The 17,771-nt window shown below is 69.4% G+C and carries 19 protein-coding genes; 15 read left to right on the top strand and 4 right to left on the bottom strand.

Annotated elements, in window-relative coordinates:
* Positions 1-123 precede the first annotated feature (123 nt).
* Complete coding sequence (locus tag AC1DCG_RS13080; RefSeq protein WP_477030384.1) at positions 124-1,035, top strand: intradiol ring-cleavage dioxygenase; 912 nt, start codon at positions 124-126, stop codon at positions 1,033-1,035.
* Between the two features lie 183 nt (positions 1,036-1,218).
* Positions 1,219-2,361: a DUF3089 domain-containing protein gene (locus AC1DCG_RS13075; RefSeq protein ID WP_477030383.1), complete on the top strand. Its 1,143-nt coding sequence runs from the start codon at positions 1,219-1,221 to the stop codon at positions 2,359-2,361.
* Positions 2,362-2,540: 179 nt separating this feature from the next.
* On the opposite strand, the gene AC1DCG_RS13070 is transcribed toward AC1DCG_RS13075, so the two are convergent.
* Complete coding sequence (locus AC1DCG_RS13070) at positions 2,541-2,720, bottom strand: DUF1328 family protein (protein WP_101720065.1); 180 nt, start codon at positions 2,718-2,720, stop codon at positions 2,541-2,543.
* A gap of 110 nt (positions 2,721-2,830) precedes the next feature.
* Between AC1DCG_RS13070 and cobT the strand changes: the two genes are divergently transcribed.
* Together cobT and AC1DCG_RS13060 are read left to right on the top strand one after the other, a co-directional pair.
* The gene (gene cobT / locus AC1DCG_RS13065; protein ID WP_477030382.1) at positions 2,831-4,759 is read left to right on the top strand and encodes a cobaltochelatase subunit CobT; all 1,929 of its coding nucleotides are present in this window, start codon (positions 2,831-2,833) and stop codon (positions 4,757-4,759) included.
* The gene (locus AC1DCG_RS13060; RefSeq protein ID WP_477030381.1) at positions 4,756-5,826 is read left to right on the top strand and encodes an esterase-like activity of phytase family protein; all 1,071 of its coding nucleotides are present in this window, start codon (positions 4,756-4,758) and stop codon (positions 5,824-5,826) included. Before cobT ends, AC1DCG_RS13060 begins: the two co-directional genes overlap by 4 nt.
* A 9-nt stretch (positions 5,827-5,835) precedes the next feature.
* Here the strand turns inward: AC1DCG_RS13060 and AC1DCG_RS13055 are convergent, their stop codons facing one another.
* Positions 5,836-6,879: a hypothetical protein gene (locus AC1DCG_RS13055; protein WP_477030380.1), complete on the bottom strand. Its 1,044-nt coding sequence runs from the start codon at positions 6,877-6,879 to the stop codon at positions 5,836-5,838.
* Between the two features lie 460 nt (positions 6,880-7,339).
* Between AC1DCG_RS13055 and AC1DCG_RS13050 the strand changes: the two genes are divergently transcribed.
* The 3 genes from AC1DCG_RS13050 (at position 7,340) to AC1DCG_RS13040 (ending at position 9,111) form a co-directional block, all read left to right on the top strand.
* The gene (locus AC1DCG_RS13050) at positions 7,340-7,651 is read left to right on the top strand and encodes a hypothetical protein (protein WP_058346490.1); all 312 of its coding nucleotides are present in this window, start codon (positions 7,340-7,342) and stop codon (positions 7,649-7,651) included.
* A 290-nt stretch (positions 7,652-7,941) separates the two neighbouring features.
* A complete protein-coding gene (locus tag AC1DCG_RS13045) occupies positions 7,942-8,244 on the top strand; it encodes a hypothetical protein (RefSeq protein WP_116490553.1) in 303 nt (100 codons plus the stop codon).
* A 234-nt stretch (positions 8,245-8,478) separates the two neighbouring features.
* Positions 8,479-9,111, top strand: coding sequence for a hypothetical protein (locus AC1DCG_RS13040; protein ID WP_477030379.1), 633 nt, complete (start codon positions 8,479-8,481; stop codon positions 9,109-9,111).
* A gap of 148 nt (positions 9,112-9,259) precedes the next feature.
* On the opposite strand, the gene rpmB is transcribed toward AC1DCG_RS13040, so the two are convergent.
* On the bottom strand, positions 9,260-9,559 hold the full coding sequence (gene rpmB / locus AC1DCG_RS13035) for a 50S ribosomal protein L28 (RefSeq protein WP_101715328.1): 300 nt from the start codon (positions 9,557-9,559) through the stop codon (positions 9,260-9,262).
* A gap of 212 nt (positions 9,560-9,771) precedes the next feature.
* On the opposite strand from rpmB, the gene AC1DCG_RS13030 reads away from it, so the two are divergent.
* Positions 9,772-10,224, top strand: a complete 453-nt coding sequence (locus AC1DCG_RS13030) for a DUF3617 domain-containing protein (RefSeq protein WP_477030378.1) — start codon at positions 9,772-9,774, stop codon at positions 10,222-10,224.
* A gap of 480 nt (positions 10,225-10,704) precedes the next feature.
* Positions 10,705-10,917, top strand: a complete 213-nt coding sequence (locus AC1DCG_RS13025; RefSeq protein WP_165257841.1) for an MbtH family protein — start codon at positions 10,705-10,707, stop codon at positions 10,915-10,917.
* Positions 10,918-10,923: 6 nt separating this feature from the next.
* Here the strand turns inward: AC1DCG_RS13025 and AC1DCG_RS13020 are convergent, their stop codons facing one another.
* Entirely contained in the window at positions 10,924-11,430 is a 507-nt protein-coding gene (locus tag AC1DCG_RS13020; RefSeq protein WP_116568002.1) for a winged helix-turn-helix transcriptional regulator, read from the bottom strand.
* 241 nt (positions 11,431-11,671) lie between these two features.
* Between AC1DCG_RS13020 and AC1DCG_RS13015 the strand changes: the two genes are divergently transcribed.
* The 6 genes from AC1DCG_RS13015 to AC1DCG_RS12990 all read left to right on the top strand — a co-directional run bounded on the left by AC1DCG_RS13015 (position 11,672) and on the right by AC1DCG_RS12990 (position 17,771).
* Entirely contained in the window at positions 11,672-12,862 is a 1,191-nt protein-coding gene (locus AC1DCG_RS13015; protein ID WP_477030377.1) for an acetyl-CoA C-acyltransferase, read from the top strand.
* Between the two features lie 372 nt (positions 12,863-13,234).
* Complete coding sequence (locus AC1DCG_RS13010; RefSeq protein WP_165257846.1) at positions 13,235-13,531, top strand: hypothetical protein; 297 nt, start codon at positions 13,235-13,237, stop codon at positions 13,529-13,531.
* Positions 13,528-13,788: an ACT domain-containing protein gene (locus AC1DCG_RS13005; protein ID WP_165257849.1), complete on the top strand. Its 261-nt coding sequence runs from the start codon at positions 13,528-13,530 to the stop codon at positions 13,786-13,788. Before AC1DCG_RS13010 ends, AC1DCG_RS13005 begins: the two co-directional genes overlap by 4 nt.
* 64 nt (positions 13,789-13,852) lie before the next feature.
* On the top strand, positions 13,853-14,440 hold the full coding sequence (gene msrA, locus AC1DCG_RS13000; RefSeq protein ID WP_477030407.1) for a peptide-methionine (S)-S-oxide reductase MsrA: 588 nt from the start codon (positions 13,853-13,855) through the stop codon (positions 14,438-14,440).
* Positions 14,441-14,658: 218 nt separating this feature from the next.
* Positions 14,659-16,032: a DUF4139 domain-containing protein gene (locus tag AC1DCG_RS12995; protein WP_477030376.1), complete on the top strand. Its 1,374-nt coding sequence runs from the start codon at positions 14,659-14,661 to the stop codon at positions 16,030-16,032.
* A 143-nt stretch (positions 16,033-16,175) separates the two neighbouring features.
* Entirely contained in the window at positions 16,176-17,771 is a 1,596-nt protein-coding gene (locus tag AC1DCG_RS12990) for a DUF4139 domain-containing protein (protein ID WP_477030375.1), read from the top strand.

Genomic DNA, 17,771 nt, shown 5'->3' with positions numbered 1-17,771 from the left:
GGGGGAGGTTCCCTGGCGCTCGCCGCCCTACATGCGGCGCCCACCATTGCAAACCCGCAAGACCTCGACATACGGCGGCAGGATCGCCCAGCCACAAGGGCGGCTCGCCTGACCGGAGTCTCGATGCCCTCGCCCGTTTCCCCCAGCCGTCGCGGCCTGCTGGCCCTGGCCGGCGCCGCGCCCTTCGCCGCCATCGCCGCCTCGGCCCGCCCCGTGGCGGCCGCCGAGACCGTCTGCGCGCTGACGCCCCAGGTCACGCAAGGCCCCTACTGGTTCGATCCCAAGCTCGACCGCGCCGACATCACCGAGGGCAAGACCGGCGCGCCCGTCACCGTGGCCCTGACCGTCGTCGACGGCGCCTGCCGGCCGCTGAAGGGCGCGCGGGTCGATATCTGGCACTGCGACGCGCAGGGCATCTATTCCGGCTACGAGGGCCAGGGCGACGACCACCGGACGGCCGCCAAGGGGCAGACCTTCCTGCGCGGGGCCCAGACCACCGACAGCGCCGGCAAGGTCGCCTTCAGGACCATCTGGCCGGGCTGGTACGAGGGCCGCACCCCGCACATCCACATCAAGGTGCACCTGGACGCGCGCACGGCCCTGACCGCCCAGCTGTTCGTGCCCGACGCCCTGTCGGAGTTCCTCTACGAGAACCTCCCGGCCTACAAGCGCCCGCGCCAGCGCGACATGTTCAACCGCCAGGACGGCATCGCCCTGCAGGGCGGCGAGGCGATGGTGGCCAGCGTCAAGGAGGCCAAGGACGGCTACGTGCTGGCCCTGGTGCTGGGCGTCGACCCGGCCGCCGACTGGAAGGACGACGCGGGGATGGGGCCGGGTGGTCCCATGGGCGGTCCGGGTGGTCCAGGCGGTCCGCCGCCCGGAGGCATGGGTCCCCCGCCCGGCGGCATGAGCGGCCGCCCGCCCGGCCCGCCGCCCGGCGGTTTCCCCAATGGCGGCCCGCCAGGCGGCGGTCCCCCGCATCACGAGGCCCCGACCGGCGAAGCGCGGCTGAAGGCGATCGTGCCGGGGGTGTAGGCCCCCTCAGTCGCTCCGCGACAGCTCCCCCAGAGGGGGAGCATCTGAAGCGCCAAGATCCTCCCCCTCCGGCGGAGGTGGCCCGGAGGGCCGGAGGGGGATAGCGCCGCGCCCCCTTTCCTCCTCGACGTTCACAAGCCATCCTCCCCGCCAAACGGCCGTTCGGCCTGCGAGGGGATGGAAATGCACAAGACGATCTGGGCCGCGCTGGCGGTCTGCGCGGGGCTGGCCGGAACCACCTGCGCCCAGCCGGCGCCGGTCGGTCCGCAGCCGAAGAACGACTACACGCAGGACGCCGCCTGGCTGTGCCGCCCCGGCCGCCAGGACGCCTGCGCCCAGGACCAGACCGCCACCATCGTCGCCGCCGACGGGTCGACCAGGGTCGAGCCGTTCAAGGCCGATCCCAAGGCGCCGATCGACTGCTTCTACGTCTATCCGACGGTGTCGACCGACCCGGGCGGCAACAGCGACATGACCATCGATCCGGCCGAGACGATCGTCGCCGAGCAGCAGCTGGCGCGCTTTGGCCAAGTCTGCCGCACCTTCGCGCCGATGTACCGGCAGGTGACCCTGGCGGCCCTGCGCCAGGTGATGCAGGGCAAGCCCTCGCCCGGCGACGAGAACCTCGCCTATGGCGACGTGCTGGACGCCTGGAAGGACTATCTGGCCCGCGACAACGGCGGCCGCGGCGTCGTGCTGATCGGCCACTCGCAAGGCTCGCGCCTGCTGCTGCGCCTGCTGGCCGAGGAGGTCGACGGCAAGCCGGTCCAGAAGCAGCTGGTCTCGGCCCTGATCCTGGGCATGAACACCCCGATCGATCCGGCGACCGACGCCTATGGCGACATCAAGATGTGCCGCAAGCCGGGCCAGACCGGCTGCATCGTCAGCTACGTGTCGTTCCGCGCCTCCAGCCCGCCGGCCGAGCCGGCCTTCTTCGGCAAGGCTACGCCGGACGGCAAGCGCGCGGCCTGCGTCAACCCGGCGGCCCTGGCGGGCGGCGAGGCGCCGCTGCACGGCTATTTCAGCGACCGCACCATCGCCGGAGCGCCGCGCAAGACGCCCTGGGTGAAGGGCAAGGACCTCACGACGACCTTCGTCTCGACGCCGGGCCTGGTGAGCGCCGAATGCGCGACCAGCGGCCCCTACGACTACCTGGCCATCAAGGTCCACGGCGACCCGGCCGACCCGCGCGTCGACGACATCCCCGGCGACCTGATGGTGCTGGGCTCGCCGCTCAAGGCCTGGGGGCTGCACCTGGTGGACGTCAACCTGGCCATGGGCGACCTGGTGGCGCTGGTCGGGGCGCAGGGGAAGGGCTGGAAATAGCAGAACTTCCCCTCTCCCCTTGTGGGAGAGGGTGGCCTCCCGAAGGGAGGTCGGGTGAGGGGTCGCACTTACAGAAACGCTGCGAAAGCCGATCAGCTTTCGCAGCGTTTTGCGTTTGAGAGACCCCTCATCCGTCAGCTTCGCTGACACCTTCTCCCGCAAGGGGAGAAGGATCCGGGTCATTTCCCCGTCACGCCCTTGAAGATCCCCATGCCCAGCACGAGGACGACGAGGAACACCACCAGGAACAGGAAGAACAGGATCTTGGCGACGCCGGCCGCCGCGCCGGCGATGCCCGTGAAGCCCAGCGCGCCGGCGATGATGGCGACGACGGCGAAGATCAGAGCCCATTTCAGCATGGGAAAGCTCCTTGCACTTGGCCCGCGCGATGCGGGCTTTGCAGGATCAACGTCGCCTTGGCGCGCGTCGTTCCTTGTGTTCGCCCGCCTGCGCCGCTAACTCCAAAGCCATGGCCGCCAAGCCCGAGAACCCGACCGAACCCTTCAAGCGCGCCCTGGCGCACGCCGCCCGCTCGCTCGCCGAGACGCCGGACCTTGAGATCGTGTTTTCGGGCGAGTCGCCGGGCCTGGTGGGCAACCGGGCGGTGCTGCCGCATCCGCCGCGCGACCTGTCCGGCCCCGAGGCCGCCCGCCTGCGCGGCATGGCCGACCAGATCGCCCTGCGCCTGGCCCACCACGATCCCTCGACCCACGCCCGCTCGCGCCCGGCCGCGCCCGACGCCCAGGCGATCTACGAGTCGCTGGAGCAGGCCCGTATCGAAGCCATCGGCGCCAACGCGCTGGGCGGCGTGCGCGCCAACCTGACGACGGTGCTGGAGACCCGCCTCGAAAAGCAGGGCCTGACCCGCGCCGTCGCCTTCGACCGCAACAACGCCCCGATGGCCGAGATCCTGGGCCTGATGGTGCGCGAACGCCTGACCGGCGACGCCCCGCCCGATGGCGCGAAAGCCCTGGTCGAGATCCTGCGCGCCGACATCGAGAACAAGGCCGGCAAGGACCTCGACCGCTTGGCCGCCGCCGTCGGCGACCAGGCCGCCTTCGCCAAGGTCACCCGCCAGATCCTGCGCGACCTCGACCTGGGCGACGACGTCAACGACGCCACCGAATCCTCCGACGAGGACGAGGGCGACGACGACAATCCCACCGACACCGCCGACGACGATCAGGGCGACGGCGAAGGCGAGCAGACCGACGGCTCCTCGCCGCAGGAAAGCGAGGCCTCCGATCGCGAAAGCCAGGCCGGCGACGAGGAGATCGTCCAGTCCGAGCAGGAAGGCGAGCCGCAGGACAGCGAGGACACGCCCGACATGGGCGACGGCGCCAAGCCCGCTCGCCCCGACTCGTCGGCCGACAAGGGCGGCGAGCCGGCCTACAAGGTGTTCACCACGGCCTATGACGAGGTGGTCTCGGCCGAGGAGCTGTGCGATCCGGACGAGCTGACGCGCCTGCGGGCCTATCTCGACCAGCAGCTTTCGGCCCTGTCCAGCGTGGTCTCGCGCCTGGCCAACAAGCTGCAGCGCCGCCTGCTGGCCCAGCAGAACCGCGCCTGGACCTTCGACCTCGAGGAAGGGATGCTCGACGTCGCCCGCCTGACGCGGGTGATCATCGACCCCACCGCGCCGCTGTCGTTCAAGCAGGAAGAGGACCAGGAGTTCCGCGACACCGTCGTGACCCTGCTGATCGACAATTCCGGCTCGATGCGCGGCCGACCGATCATGGTCGCGGCCGTCTGCGCCGACATCCTGGCCCGCACGCTGGAGCGCTGCGGCGTCAAGACCGAGGTGCTGGGCTTCACCACCCGCGCCTGGAAGGGCGGGACCAGCCGCGACGAGTGGATCAAGGCCGGCAAGCCGCCCTCGCCTGGCCGCCTGAACGACCTGCGCCACATCGTCTACAAGGCCGCCGACGCGCCCTGGCGCCGGGCCCGCAAGAACCTCGGTCTGATGATGCGCGAGGGTCTCCTCAAGGAGAACATCGACGGCGAGGCCCTGATGTGGGCGCACCAGCGGATCATCGGCCGGCCCGAAGCCCGCCGCATTCTGATGGTGATTTCCGACGGCGCGCCGGTGGACGACTCCACCCTCAGCGTGAACTCGGGCCACTATCTGGAGCGGCATTTGCGGCAGGTCATCGCCGAGATCGAGGGCAAGAGCCCGGTCGAGCTGATCGCCATCGGCATCGGCCACGACGTGACCCGCTACTACCGCCGCGCCGTCACCATCGTCGACGTCGAGCAGCTGGGCGGGGTGCTGGTCGAGCAACTGGCCGCCCTGTTCGACGAGGAGCCGCGCACGGCCGTGCGAGCGCGCGGCCTGCTGCCGCCGCCGCCCACCGTCGTGCCTTCCGCCCCCAAGGCCGCGCGCAAGGCTTCCGCGTGATCGGATTGCGCAGCCTGCTCGTCCTGGGCCTGGCCGGCGGCATGCTGGCCCAGTGCGGCCCAAAGCCCGCCCCGCCGCCGCCCGTCGTGCTGCCCGCCGCGCCGGTCAAGGTCGGCCCCGAGATCGGCCTGACCGCCACGCCCGTGCCGCTGAACGCCACGGACGCGACCCAGACGGCCGTGGGCCGCTTCGTCTATGCCGGCGGCCTGCACGTCACCAGCGCCGACACCAGCCGGCTGCACGGCCTGTCTGACCTGATCCTCACCGACGACAACGGCCTGGAGGCGATCACCGACGACGGCGACCGCTTCTCGGCCAAGCTGGTGCTTGATGCGAACGGCCGGCTGGTCGGCCTGACGAACGGCAAGCTCTCGCCGCTGCTGGGCGTCGATGGCGAGGGCCTGCGCGGCAAGACCGAAGGCGACGCCGAGGGCCTGGCCCGCCTGCCCAACGGCGAGCGCCTGGTCAGCTTCGAGCGCGATCACCGCATCTGGCGCTACGCCGTGGGCGCCGACGGCCAGTGGAGCCGCCCCGCCGTCGCCCCCAAGCCGGCCACCGTCTTCCCCGACAACGAGGGTATGGAGGCGATCACCGCCTATCCGGCCGCCGGTCCCGACGCCTATCTCGTCGGCGGCGAGGAGGGAGAGGCCTGGCTGTGCCGGCTGTCGACCAGCTGCCAGTCGATCGCCCCGCAGACGCCCAACGACTTCACCTGGGGCCTGTCGGGCTTCGCCGCCTTCGAGGGCAAGGCGCTGGCCACCCTGCACCGCGCCTACGATCCCGTGCGGGGCTGGCGCGCCCAGGTGCGGTTCCTGCCCGATCCCCTGCTGCCCGCGGCCAAGCAGTATCCGCTGGCCACGCTGATGCTGGACGGCGCGGTCACCCGCGACAATTTCGAGGGGATCGCCCTTGCCGCCGGCCCGGGCGGCGCCACGCGGATCTACCTGCTGTCGGACGACAACGGCGGCTCGATGAACCAGCGCACCCTGCTGCTGGCCTTCGACTGGACCCCGCCGCCTCCGGCGCCGCCCGCCCCGGCCCCGCCGCCCAAGCGCAAGCGCCGCTGAGGCCGGACCTCAACCGCCGGTGACGATCTCGAACGCCGCGCCGGGACCGGCGGCCGCGTTCAGCGCCGACAGCACGACATCGATGCGGTGGGCGTAGGCCTGTCGCCTCTGGCCTTCCGACAGGGCGAACAGCATGCCGATCGGCTGGTAGGTCTCGTTGGTCAGAAGCGCGCCGGTGTCGCCCGGCAGGAAGAACGGCGCCTGGTTGTCGGCGACCGTGACGCAATCGGTGAACAAGCAGGATTCGCCGTTGCCGTATTCGACGCGGGTCTGGGTCGTGATCAGATCGATCAAGCCGATCGTGGCGCCGGATGTCCGGCCGCTCTTGCGCACGCGCGCGAGCGGCGTCGGGACGACCGCGGGCATGACGATCGGTGCGAAGCTCCCGACGCCGGTCATGATCCGGGGATCGACGGCCACCGACACCTCGGCCGCCGCCACATCGGCCTGGGGCGCCTGCTCTCCGGCGCTCAGCACGCCGGCATAGGAAAGCCTGGCGATCGCGGACTGCGACACGTTTCCGTCCTCGAACGACTGCTGCTGCACGTCGGGCCCTCCGACGACGCCGTTGAGCTCCGGATCGAGCACGTGACGGCAGGACACCATGAGGGGCCGCTGCGAAGGCTCGCCCTGGTTGCGGACGTAGAAGCCCAGCGTGCCGCTGTAGATCGTATGGAGCGGCGCTATGGAGACGCCGCAAGGGGGACGGGCGAAACTGCGGGTGAAGGGCGCGGCCGCGGCGGCCATCGGCTGGGGGCCGGCCAGGATCTTGCCGACCTCCTCCACGTGCACGGGCAGGCCGGCCAGCATCGACGGGGCCTGGAACGCCTGGGCGTCCTGCGCCACCTGCAGCACGATGGAGGGCTTGGGCGCCTGGTCTCCCTGCGCCGCGCGCAGGCCCAGACCCACGCTCACCGCGGCGACCCGTCCGGCCGCATGGTCCTGGCGCAGCGCGTCGAAGCCATGCCACAACGCGTGGAAAGCCCCCTCATCGCAGACATGCGCTCCGAAGCTGTCCAGATCCCTCTGATAGTTGGACGATTGTCCGATCATCCTCAGAGTCCCCGCACCCTCAACGCTTGGATGAAACTCGCCGAGGCTCGCGCGAAAGACAATGGCCAAGCTGCGACGGCGATCCTGCTTTGCCGTTCCCTCGCCGCGGATCGGCGGCCGGGCGGGGCTCTGCCGCCGTGGCGCCGCATTGCAACAGGACCGTCCCGTCGATTGCCGAAACTCGGGTCCAGCCTGTCTGGTCACGCTAGAGAAAAGGGATAATTTCACCTGAAACTAACCGGTTTCGAGGTGCTCATTTGCTGCTCAACGTGCCTTTTGCGCACACAGCTTTCGCGGGCGTCGTAAAAAATTGACGCTCGAAGTCAAAAAGTCGCTTGATATGACAACGCTGTCAGCACTATTAGGTTCGTGACGGCGACGAACTGGCGAGATCCGGTCGGCCGTCAGAGGAACGCATCGGGAGGAGGTTGATCCCAACCCCCTTTCCGGAATGACTGAAATGCAACGTGTGTTTGTTCTGGCCGCTTCGGCCATCGCTCTCCTGAGCGCCCCCGCCGCCTTCGCCGGTGAAGTCACCGTCAAGGTCGCCGGCCGCACCACCGCCGCCGTGCACGCCGACATCGTCAAGGCCGCCACCTCGGTGTGCCAGGAAGACAACGGCTCGACCACCTACGGCGCCGACGTGCTGCCCTACTGCATCCGCGACGTGGCCCGCGCCGCCGTCGAAAAGGTCGGCAGCCCGACCCTGACCGCCTACGACAAGACCCAATGGCGCCCGAACGGTCTGATCAAGACCGCCTCGGCCCGCTAAGCGCAGCAAAGCCTTAGCCCATCGGGACCAGAGCCCGCGGAGCCCCCGCTCCGCGGGCTTTTGCTTGCCTGGACGGCGAGTCGTGACACCGGTAACAAGCGCGTGAAATCAATGACTTCGCCCGGAAGTTGCGGCAACATGACTGTTGATAACTGATCAGCGATGAGCTAAGGCTGTTCTCCGGCGACAGAGCGGGCGAGATCCTGGACCAGTCGCCGGAGGAACGCGTCGGGAAGCGGTCGATCTGAACCGCGCGCTTGAAAGCGCCGCCCGACCTGGAATCCATCCCGATGATCCGCTCCGCCGCTCTCGCTCTCTCCGCCCTGGCCCTGCTGGCCGCCGCTCCGGCCGGCGCCGCCGAAGTCCGCGTCAAGGTCGCCGGCCGCGCCGCCGCCGACGTCCGCGCCGACATCGTCAAGGCCGCCTCGACCGTCTGCTGGCAGGACGTCCGCGGCGAGTCGCTGGCCATGTACCTGTACCCGGCCTGCGTCCGCTCGTCGGTCAACGACGCCGTGACCAAGCTCGGCAACGCCGACCTGATCGCCTACAACGCCGCCAACCCGGCCAAGCCGCTGGAAATGGCCGCCCGCTAAGGCGACCAGCCCTCCAAGGCTTCAAGAGCCGCCGTCGCCCCGCGACGGCGGCTTTTTGCTGGGCGCTGCGATGGACCGGAGCGGCCGCGAGAGACCGCCCTTCCGCGAAAGTCCGCCATTCCCGCCCTTGCGGCGGGGAATGCACCACGGTCGGCTTTCGACCCATGTCGGACTTACGAGGCTTGCACGCTGACAACGCCTGGATGATGGTCCGATCCGGAGGTGGCGGCTTGGATGAATAGGTTAGGCGCCTTCGGACTGATCGCGGCGGCTTTGGTCGGGTCCGCGGCGACCGTCTACGCGAGTTTTCGCAAGACCCCGTTCTTCCCCGAGTCGCTCCAGACCACCGTGGGGGAGTGTCCCAAGAACAGGGACTTCCCCGCCCACCGGCGGCCGATCCTCGAGCGGGACGAGGCTTCATGGTTTGCCGGCCAGTTGTTGGACCTGCACGAGGCCCCGCTCGCTCAGACAGGCGCGGGCCAGCCAACGCTCCGGTTCTCGATGTTGAATGGCGGCGCGCGTACGGTCACGGTCCGGGTGACGGAAGTCGAAGGCGGACGCCTGCATCTGACGGGCAAGTGGCTGCAAGGTACGGCGGTCTGCGCAGACAAGCAGGGATGCGTCGTAGAGAAGCTGCTGTCGCCTTCGGAGCAGGCGCGACTGGAAGCCGCCGTGGCGCCGCTCCTGGCGGCGCCGTCTTATGGATGTGACGGCGCAGTCGATGCCGGTGTTTCCGTCCTGGAAGCGAGCCAGGGGGACACGTACCGCATCTGGCACCAACGATCGCGGCCGACGGACGATGTGAGAGCCGCGGGTCAGGTCTTTCTCCAGCTTGCCGGATGGCCGCTGGCCGATGAGCTCAGATAACCCGCCCTCTTGGCTGGCGTCGCGCGAACCGGCCTGGATCGAGGGCGGGAATGACGACCTCGAAGGAAACGCGAAAAAGCCCGCCAGGCGAACCTGGCGGGCTTTTCGTCATCGGCCGCCAATCCCGAGGACTGGAGGGCCGAAAGGCTTAGGCGGCTTGCGCGGCGGCCTTGGCCTTGGCCTTCACCTGGGCCTTGATCTTCAGGGCGCGCGGCGACAGCTGCTCGTCCTTGGCGCCGAGCAGGAACACGTCCAGGCCGCCCTTGAAGTCCAGGGTGCGCAGGGCAGCGTTGCTGATGCGCAGCTTGAAGGATTGACCCAGCGATTCCGACTGCAGCGTGGCAGGCGACAGAGCCGGCAGGAAGCGGCGCTTGGTCTTGATGTTCGAGTGGCTCACGTTGTGGCCGATCATCGGACCGACGCCCGTGAGTTCGCAACGGCGCGACATGACGAGTACCTTGGGCTAGGCGAAGCCGAAGGCCCCGCGAACATAATGTCAGGCGCGCTTCCGGACAGGTCCGCCGCGCGAGAGGGGGCGATATAGGCGATGGAGCCCAGCAGAGTCAAGGCGCATGGGCTTGAACGCTCGCCATCACCCTGCCTTCAATCGCGGTTCATCTGCGCCTCCTTATATACGCGGCCATGAAGGAGTTCGACCGCATGCGTCTCATCGCCCTCGCCGCCCCCGCCCTCGCCGCTTCCCTGGCCGCCATGGCGGTGGGATTCGCCGCGACCGCACCGGCGAAGGCGGCCGCCCCGAAGTCGACGATTCTGCCCGGCCACTGGGAGTACAGCTACCGGATCGGCATCATCCCGGCCGGCAGCGAGGACAAGTGCATCAAGCCGGCCGACGCCGCCCAGTTCTCCAAGGGCATCTGCACCCGCCGCTACAAGTGCGACTACACGACCAACCAGGTCGACGACGGCAAGATCGCGCTGAAGGGCACGTGGACCGACAAGAAGGGCCGCGTGGCTCCCGTCAGCGCCAAGGGCAGCTACACCCCCGAGAGCTTCAAGCTCGACGTGAAGATGAAGACCGTCAACGGCCTGCCGATCGCCGGCGAGATGAAGGCCAAGCGCCTGGCCGCCACCTGCCCCGCCGACGTGGACTAGAGCGGATCGGCATTAAAGGGCTCGCCACTCGCAGCTCGCCCAATCCCCGCGAAGGCGGGGACCCAAGCTGGCTCTCAGAAACGGCGCAGCCGTGGGCAACCCGCAACCTCAGCTTGGATCCCCGCCTTCGCGGGGATTGGGCGGATTAGAGGGACGGCCGTTGACGAATGCCGATACGGCCTGCCCGCCCCCCTCGCGGAACGCCTTTGTGGTTAACCGGCGTTAAGCTACAATAGCTTGTAGGGAACAAATCCCGAATTGGCCGGTGTCAGCGATTCGGTCCTGATTCGTTTCGCGCGCGTTCCCGCGCTTCAAGCCTTGCCGTTAACTTGGCTGTGGACGTCCACCGGTTACCCCCAGCAAGTCGCGCAGGATCCGCAACCTTGCGGCGCGCGCTCGCGGCGCTCCACCTTGGCGATTGACAGCGACCGACGCTCCGACCGAGCCTTGCGCCTCACGCAATGACCAAGGGCGGGGACGATGCACGAGCAGGAAGACAACACCATCTACACCGTGGTCGTGAACCACGAGGAGCAGTACTCGATCTGGCCGGCCGACCGCGAACCGCCGCTGGGCTGGCAGAGCACCGGCTTTTCCGGCCTCAAGAGCCAGTGCCTGGACTACATCAAGGAAGTCTGGACCGACATGCGCCCCAAGAGCCTGCGCGAGGCCATGGCCCGCGAGGGACGCTGAAGCCGCCTACTCGGCGGCCACCTTCACCGCGACGGCCTCCAGCGCCTGGGCCACGGTCGGGCCGGGGTCGTCGTGGATCACCCGCGACAGGTCGCGGCCGTCGACCACCTGGCCGCAGGCCTCGCAGGCCAGCTTGGGATGGAAGTCGCAGCCGCAGGCCTTGTGTACGAAGTGCACGGGGCCCGCGCCCACGCCATAGACGTGGCGATCGCCCCACTCGGCCATGGTCAGCAGCACGTTCGACAGGTCGCGCCCCTTGGCGGTCAGCACGTATTCGTGGCGCGGCGGCCGTTCCGAATAGCGGCGCGTCTCCATCACCCCGTAGCCGACCAGGCTTTTCAGCCGCGCGGCCAGCACGTTGCGCGCCACGCCCAGCCGCTCCTGCCATTGCTCGAAGCGCCGCACGCCCTGGAAGGCGTCGCGCAGGATCAGCAGGGTCCAGGGATCGCCCACCACCTCGAGGGTGGCGGCGATGGCGCAGCGTTGCTGGCTATAGTCGGCGGTGCGGCCCATGCCGCGAAAGTGCGGCGTTCCGCGAGGGAATGCAAGGGCCGTTGCTTTTCAGTACGAACCCGAGTAGGTTTTTTATCGCAATCGACTCTCTCGGTTCATTGCTCGACTTTCCGGCCGACGACGGGAGCCGCCCTTCCGCCGCCGGCCGCTTCTTGCGCCGGACCATCGCGCAAGACGCTTGCGCAAGCGGGCCGATAGAGGGCCTATTCCACCGCAAAACAAACGTATCGGGAGTTCATCCATGTCCAATCGCGCCGATCCTGTGGTGATCGCCAGCTTCGCCCGCACGCCGATGGGCGGCTTCCAGGGCGCGCTGGGCGGGGTGAAGGCCACCGAGCTGGGCGCGACCGCCGTCAAGGCGGCGCTGGAGCGCGCGGGCCTGGCGGGCGACAAGGTCGACCAGATCATCATGGGCTGCGTGCTGCCGGCCGGCCTTGGCCAGGCCCCCGCCCGCCAGGCCGCCCTCGGCGCGGGCCTGCCCAAGTCGGTCGAGGCCACCACCGTCAACAAGATGTGCGGCAGCGGCATGCAGGCCGCGATCATGGCCCACGACGCCCTGCTGGCCGGCAGCGCCGACGTCATCGTCGCCGGCGGCATGGAGAGCATGACGGGCGCGCCCTACCTGATGGCCAAGCACCGCGGCGGGGCCCGCATCGGCCACGACCAGATCTGGGATTCGATGTACCTGGACGGCCTGGAGGACGCCTACAGCCCCGGCAAGCTGATGGGCGCCTTCGCCGAGGACACCGCCGCCGACTACCAGTTCGGCCGCGAGGCCATGGACGACTACGCGACCAGGGGCCTGATGAAGGCCAAGGCCGCCGTCGAGAGCGGCGCCTTCGCCGCCGAGATCGCGCCGGTGAGCGTCACCACCCGCAAGGGCGTCGAGACCATCGACAAGGACGAGCAGCCGCTGAAGGCCGACCCGGCCAAGATCCCCACCCTGCGCCCGGCCTTCTCGCGCGACGGGGCGATCACCGCGGCCAATTCCAGCTCGATCAGCGACGGAGCCGCCGCCCTGGTGATGACCCGCAGGAGCGTCGCCGAGCGCCTGGGCCTGCCGGTCGTGGCCACCGTGGTCAGCCACGCCGCCCACGCCCACGAGCCGGGTCTCTTCACCACCGCGCCCGTGCCGGCCATGAGGAAGGCGCTGGACCGCGCCGGCTGGAGCGTCGCCGACGTCGACCTGTTCGAGGTCAACGAAGCCTTCGCCGTCGTGGCCATGATCGCCCAGAAGGAACTGGGCATTCCGGACGACAAGCTGAACGTCAACGGCGGCGCCTGCGCCCTGGGCCATCCGATCGGCGCGTCCGGCGCCCGCATTCTGTGCACCCTGATCTCGGCCCTGCAGGCCCGCAAGGCCAAGCGCGGCCTGGCTTCGCTGTGCATCGGCGGCGGCGAGGCCACGGCCATAGCCATCGAACTCGCCTAATTTCTACCCAATATGCGGCATTGCGGCCCGTCGCGCGGCAAGACCTTGCGCGACGGGCCGGCAAGCGTTACCTGTTGATCTGCAAGCCTACCTGGACCCTTTCAGACTTCATGCCCTCGCACCTGATCACCATCGCGCTCTTTACGACTGGCCTCTCGGCCGGCGTCGCGATGTGGTGCGCCATGATGTCGAAGATGAACCAGATTAAAACCGTGCCTGTCAGGACGGGGCAAAGACGGCGCGCAGACTAGGGACCTCCCTGGAAAACCAAGCCGAAGGATCACGAGATCCGAAAAAGCCCCGCCTCCGAAAGGAGCGGGGCTTTTTCGTTGCGCGGTCCGACGGTCCTCAAACTCAAAAGGATCTTCGAACATGAGCTACCTGCCTTCCCCACCCGCCTTCCACAGCGACGACGACGGCGTCACCGTCCACCAGCTGTTCCTGTCGGCCCAGGACGCGCCCAGCGCGCTGGACGCCGTGCGCCAGAGCCTGGCCGACTGCGGCGGCGAGCTGTGCAACCTGTCGCTCAAGCCCGTCGGCCAGCTGGTCGAGGCCTCCTTGCGCGTCCGTCGCCTCGGCGACCAGGCCGCCCGCCTGCTCGCCCGCGACCTGGCCGCCTGGCCCGGCGTCAACTCGGCCAGCGTGGAACACCAGTGGGTGCGGCCTTGAGCGACCTCAAACAGGACGACGAGAAACGCCGCCTCTTTCTCGTGACCGCTGAAGACACGCCCGACGCCCTGATGCGGGTGCTGGGCGTGGCCAGCGTGCAGCAGGTGCGCCTGCGCGCCCTGACCGCCCATCCCGAGGGCGCCGACATCTCGATCCGCCTGGAGATCGACGACCAGGGCGACGACCGGGCCCAGGTCCTGGCCGCGCGCCTGTCGTCGGTGCCCGCGGTGCGGGGCGTTGGCCACGGCTGGCGCTGATCGCCTCCATCCTTTCGCCGCCCGGCTTCGTACCTATGTCGAGCTTCTGAAAGGACCGCCCATGATCCGTCGCCTCTTCATCGCCCTGGCCCTGCTGGTCGCGCCCCTGGCCGCCCTGCCGTCCGCGGCCCTCGCCGCCACCAAGACCGCCGTCTTCGCCGGCGGCTGCTTCTGGTGCATGGAGAACGACATGCGCGGCATTCCGGGCGTCGTGAAGGTCGAGAGCGGCTACACCGGCGGCCACGTGAAGAACCCGACCTACCGCGACGTGACCAGCGAACGCAGCGGCCACTACGAGGCCGTCCGCGTCACCTACGACCCGGCCAGGATCGAGTACGCCTTCCTGCTGTCGCGCTACTGGAAGCTGGTGGACCCCACCGACGACGGCGGCCAGTTCTGCGACCGCGGCCCCTCCTATCGCCCCGCCGTCTTCGTCGACGCCGAGCAGCGCCCCGCCGCCGAGCGCTCGCGCGCCCTGGCCGCCCAGCGCCTGAAGACCGGCACGATGAAGGCCCAGATCCTGCCGCTGCAGACCTTCTGGCCGGCCGAGCCCTATCACCGCGACTACGCCAAGAACAATTCGGTCGAGTACCACCTCTACCGCACCGGCTGCGGCCGGGATCGGCGCCTTGCGCAGGTGTGGGGGAAGTAGGATGCGACCCTCCCCCTGAAGGGGGAGGTGGCCCGAAGGGCCGGAGGGGGAAGGTCCTGCTGAACCGGCGACAGCTCCAGTCCTCGTAATTTCCCCCCTCAGTCGCTCCGCGACAGCTCCCCCTTCAGGGGGAGCATTAAAATTACAGACCTAATCTCTCGACATTCCCTCGCGCGCGTGAAAACGTGGCTGCAACGATAGAGGGAGACGCCGCGCCGATGCTTCGCGCCGCTTTGTTCGCCACCGCCTGCGTGGCCGCCGCTTCCGCAGCCCCCTTCCAGACGGCGATCGCCCAACCTTCTCCGAAGGTCTCGGTCACCATCTACAACAGCAACCTGGCGCTCGTTCAGGACCAGCGGACGATCGACGTCGCCGCCGGCCGCCAGCGGCTGGAGTTCAAGGACGTCTCGGCCGCCATCCGGCCCGAGACCGTCAGCCTGTCCTCGCCCAACCTGGCCGTGGTCGAGCAGAACTTCGACTACGACCTGCTGACCCCCGACAAGCTGATGGAAAAGGCGGTCGGCCGGCAGATCAAAATCATCCGCACCAATCCCGGCGACGGCAAGGAAACCACCGAGACCGCCACCGTCCTGGCCGCCAACGAGGGCGTGGTGCTGAAGATAGGCGACCGCATCGAGGTGCTGCGCGACGACGGCGTGCCCACCCGGGTGATCTTCGACAAGGTGCCCGAGACCCTGCGCGCCCGCCCGACCCTGTCGGTGACGGTCAACGCCGACAGGGCCGGCCCCACGCCGGTGACGCTGAACTACCTGACCTCGGGCCTGTCGTGGTCGGCCGACTATGTCGCCCTGTTCGACGAGAAGAAGGGCGCGCTGGACCTGCAGGGCTGGATCACCCTGCAGAACAACTCCGGCACGGCCTTCGAGAACGCCCAGACCCAACTGGTGGCGGGCAACGTCAACCAGTTCAACGGCGGCGGCTACAACGGCGGCGCGACCTCGGCCGGGACCGAAGGCAGCGACCGCGAGCGCATCGCCGACTACTACATCTATCCCCTGCCCGAGCGGACCACGATCGCCTCCAACCAGAGCAAGCAGGTCGGCTTCCTCAGCGCCCAGGGCGTGGCGGCCAAGAAGGTCTACGAGGTGCGCGAGTACGGCTTCTCCAGCGACGCCAACCCGCAGAAGGCGATCACCGCCATCCAGTTCAGCAATTCGAAGCTCAAGGGCCTGGGCGACCAGCTGCCGGCCGGGACCATGCGCGTCTACATGCGAGACCAGGCCGGCGATCCCAAGTTCATCGGCGAGAACAACATCGGCCACACCTCGGCCGGTTCGGAACTGTCGATCAAGACCGGCGAGGCCTTCGACGTCTCCAGCCAGGCGACCCTGGTCTCGCAGGAGAAGATCTCCAAGACCCGCTCGCGCTACGTCATGAAGTACCTGGTCCGCAACGCGCGCCCCGAGGCGGTGACGGTCGAGCTGCGCCAGGCCGGCCTGTGGCGCGACGGCAAGGTCACCGACGAAAGCCTGCCCAGCCGCCGCATCGACGCCCGCACCCTGGCCTGGAGCGTGCCCGTGCCCGCCAACGGCGAGACCATCCTGACCTTCACGGTGGACAACGGCTGGTGATCCCGAACCCGATCCGCAGGGAACCTCCCCTTGTGGGGGAGGTGTCGCCGAAGGCGACGGTGGGGGGAATGACTGCAGGCCTTGCCACGCCCCCCACCGGTCGCTGCGCGACCGCCTCCCCCACAGGGGGAGGTTCCTGGGTCGTGCGCTCCGCCCTCGTCGCCCTCGCCCTGCTCTGCGCGCCCCTCGCCGCCCCAGGCGCCGCCCGCGCCGACGTCATCGCCTCGCCGGCGCCGGAGGCCGTGGCCGTCACCCTCTATCGCGACGGCCAGGGGCCGGTGCAGAAGCTGTCGCCGTGGGAGCGCCAGCAGGCCTTCGAGAAGGGCCTGGTCATGGTCAGCGAGACCCGCACGGTCGACCTGCCGGCCGGGCGCCACACCCTGCGCTTCGACGGGGTGGCCGAGGGCCTGATCGCGCAGAGCGCGGCCATCGAGGGGCTGCCCTCCGGCGCGGTCGAGCGCAATTACGACTACGCCCTGCTCAGCCCCGGAACCCTGGTCGAGCGCTCGCTGGGCAAGCCGGTGAAGGTGGTCCGCACCAACCGCGAGACCGGCCGCCAGTCCAGCGTCGAGGCCACCCTCGTCCAGGGGCCGTCCGGCCTGATGGTGCGGACCGCCGACGGCGTCGAGGCGCTGGGCTGCTCGGGCGGCGCCGAGCGCCTGGTCTTCGACCGCGCGCCCGACGGCCTGTCCAGCAAGCCCGCCCTGTCGGCCGTGATCGACACGCCCATGGCCGGGCGATACGAACTGACCCTGACCTACCTGGCGATCGGCGTGAACTGGCAGGCCGACTACGTCGCCACCCTGAACCCGGACGGCCAGACGCTGGACCTGCTGGGCTGGCTGACCGTGATGAACAGCTCCGGCTCGACCTTCGCCGACGCCCCCGCCCAGCTGGTGGCCGGCAAACTGTCGCGCGTGCCCACCAGGATCGTCCGCCCGCGCGTGGTTCCCGTGCGTCGCGACTGCTGGCCGATGGACACCACGACCCACGGCGAGGCGGTCGAGATGGACGTCGGCGGCATGCCGGCCATGATGGCCCCGCCGCCCCCGCCGCCCCCTCCGCCACCCCCGCCGCCGGCGCCCGTGGCCATGGGCTACTCGGCCAATCGCGTGGCCCTGGCCGAACAGTCGGACCTGGGCGACTACAAGCTCTACACCCTGCCCGAGCGGGTGACGGTCGCGGCGCGGCAGACCAAGCAGATGGCCTTTCTCGACGAGAAGGGCGTGCGCTACCAGCGCCTCTACGTCGTGCCGGTCTCACCCTGGACCGACTACGCCCAGGAGCAGCAGATCGCCGCGCCGCAGGTCGTGCTGCGCCTGGAGAACAAGAAGACCGAAGGCCTGGGCAAGCCCCTGCCCTCGGGCGCCCTGTCGGTGATGGAGACGGTCGGCGGCGTGCCCGCCTTCGCCGGCGAGCAGGCCGTGCGCGACGTCGCCGTCGGCGAGCCCGCCGACCTGATGATCGGCCGCGGCATGGACGTTCGCGCCCGCCCCCGCCTGGTGGAGGACAAGCGCGCCAACAAGACGATGGTGCGGCGGACCTACGAGGTTGACCTGGCCAACAGCAAGTCGATCCCCGTCACCTTCGAGATCCGCCACGACCCCAGCGTCCAGTTCTTCAAGGTGGTGTCCGAGCCCCTCAAGCACGACATCCGCCAGGGCCAGGTCGCCTGGCGCGTGACGCTGAAGCCGGGYGAGAGCCGGGTCTTCCGCTACGCCGTCCGGCACGCGGGCTGA

Source organism: Caulobacter sp. 10L414, from assembly GCF_056395525.1.
Note: the sequence above shows the minus strand (reverse complement) of the source record. Positions and strands in the feature narration are given on the sequence as shown.

Bases quoted from the DNA above. Each gene is read 5' to 3' on its own strand.
- AC1DCG_RS13080 (WP_477030384.1), top strand. From the start codon at position 124: ATGCCCTCGCCCGTTTCCCCCAGCCGTCGCGGCCTGCTGGCCCTGGCC.
- AC1DCG_RS13075 (WP_477030383.1), top strand. From the start codon at position 1,219: ATGCACAAGACGATCTGGGCCGCGCTGGCGGTCTGCGCGGGGCTGGCC.
- AC1DCG_RS13070 (WP_101720065.1), bottom strand. From the start codon at position 2,720: ATGCTGAAATGGGCTCTGATCTTCGCCGTCGTCGCCATCATCGCCGGC.
- cobT (WP_477030382.1), top strand. From the start codon at position 2,831: ATGGCCGCCAAGCCCGAGAACCCGACCGAACCCTTCAAGCGCGCCCTG.
- AC1DCG_RS13055 (WP_477030380.1), bottom strand. From the start codon at position 6,879: ATGATCGGACAATCGTCCAACTATCAGAGGGATCTGGACAGCTTCGGA.
- AC1DCG_RS13050 (WP_058346490.1), top strand. From the start codon at position 7,340: ATGCAACGTGTGTTTGTTCTGGCCGCTTCGGCCATCGCTCTCCTGAGC.
- AC1DCG_RS13045 (WP_116490553.1), top strand. From the start codon at position 7,942: ATGATCCGCTCCGCCGCTCTCGCTCTCTCCGCCCTGGCCCTGCTGGCC.
- AC1DCG_RS13040 (WP_477030379.1), top strand. From the start codon at position 8,479: ATGAATAGGTTAGGCGCCTTCGGACTGATCGCGGCGGCTTTGGTCGGG.
- rpmB (WP_101715328.1), bottom strand. From the start codon at position 9,559: ATGTCGCGCCGTTGCGAACTCACGGGCGTCGGTCCGATGATCGGCCAC.
- AC1DCG_RS13030 (WP_477030378.1), top strand. From the start codon at position 9,772: ATGCGTCTCATCGCCCTCGCCGCCCCCGCCCTCGCCGCTTCCCTGGCC.
- AC1DCG_RS13025 (WP_165257841.1), top strand. From the start codon at position 10,705: ATGCACGAGCAGGAAGACAACACCATCTACACCGTGGTCGTGAACCAC.
- AC1DCG_RS13020 (WP_116568002.1), bottom strand. From the start codon at position 11,430: ATGGGCCGCACCGCCGACTATAGCCAGCAACGCTGCGCCATCGCCGCC.
- AC1DCG_RS13015 (WP_477030377.1), top strand. From the start codon at position 11,672: ATGTCCAATCGCGCCGATCCTGTGGTGATCGCCAGCTTCGCCCGCACG.
- AC1DCG_RS13010 (WP_165257846.1), top strand. From the start codon at position 13,235: ATGAGCTACCTGCCTTCCCCACCCGCCTTCCACAGCGACGACGACGGC.
- AC1DCG_RS12995 (WP_477030376.1), top strand. From the start codon at position 14,659: ATGCTTCGCGCCGCTTTGTTCGCCACCGCCTGCGTGGCCGCCGCTTCC.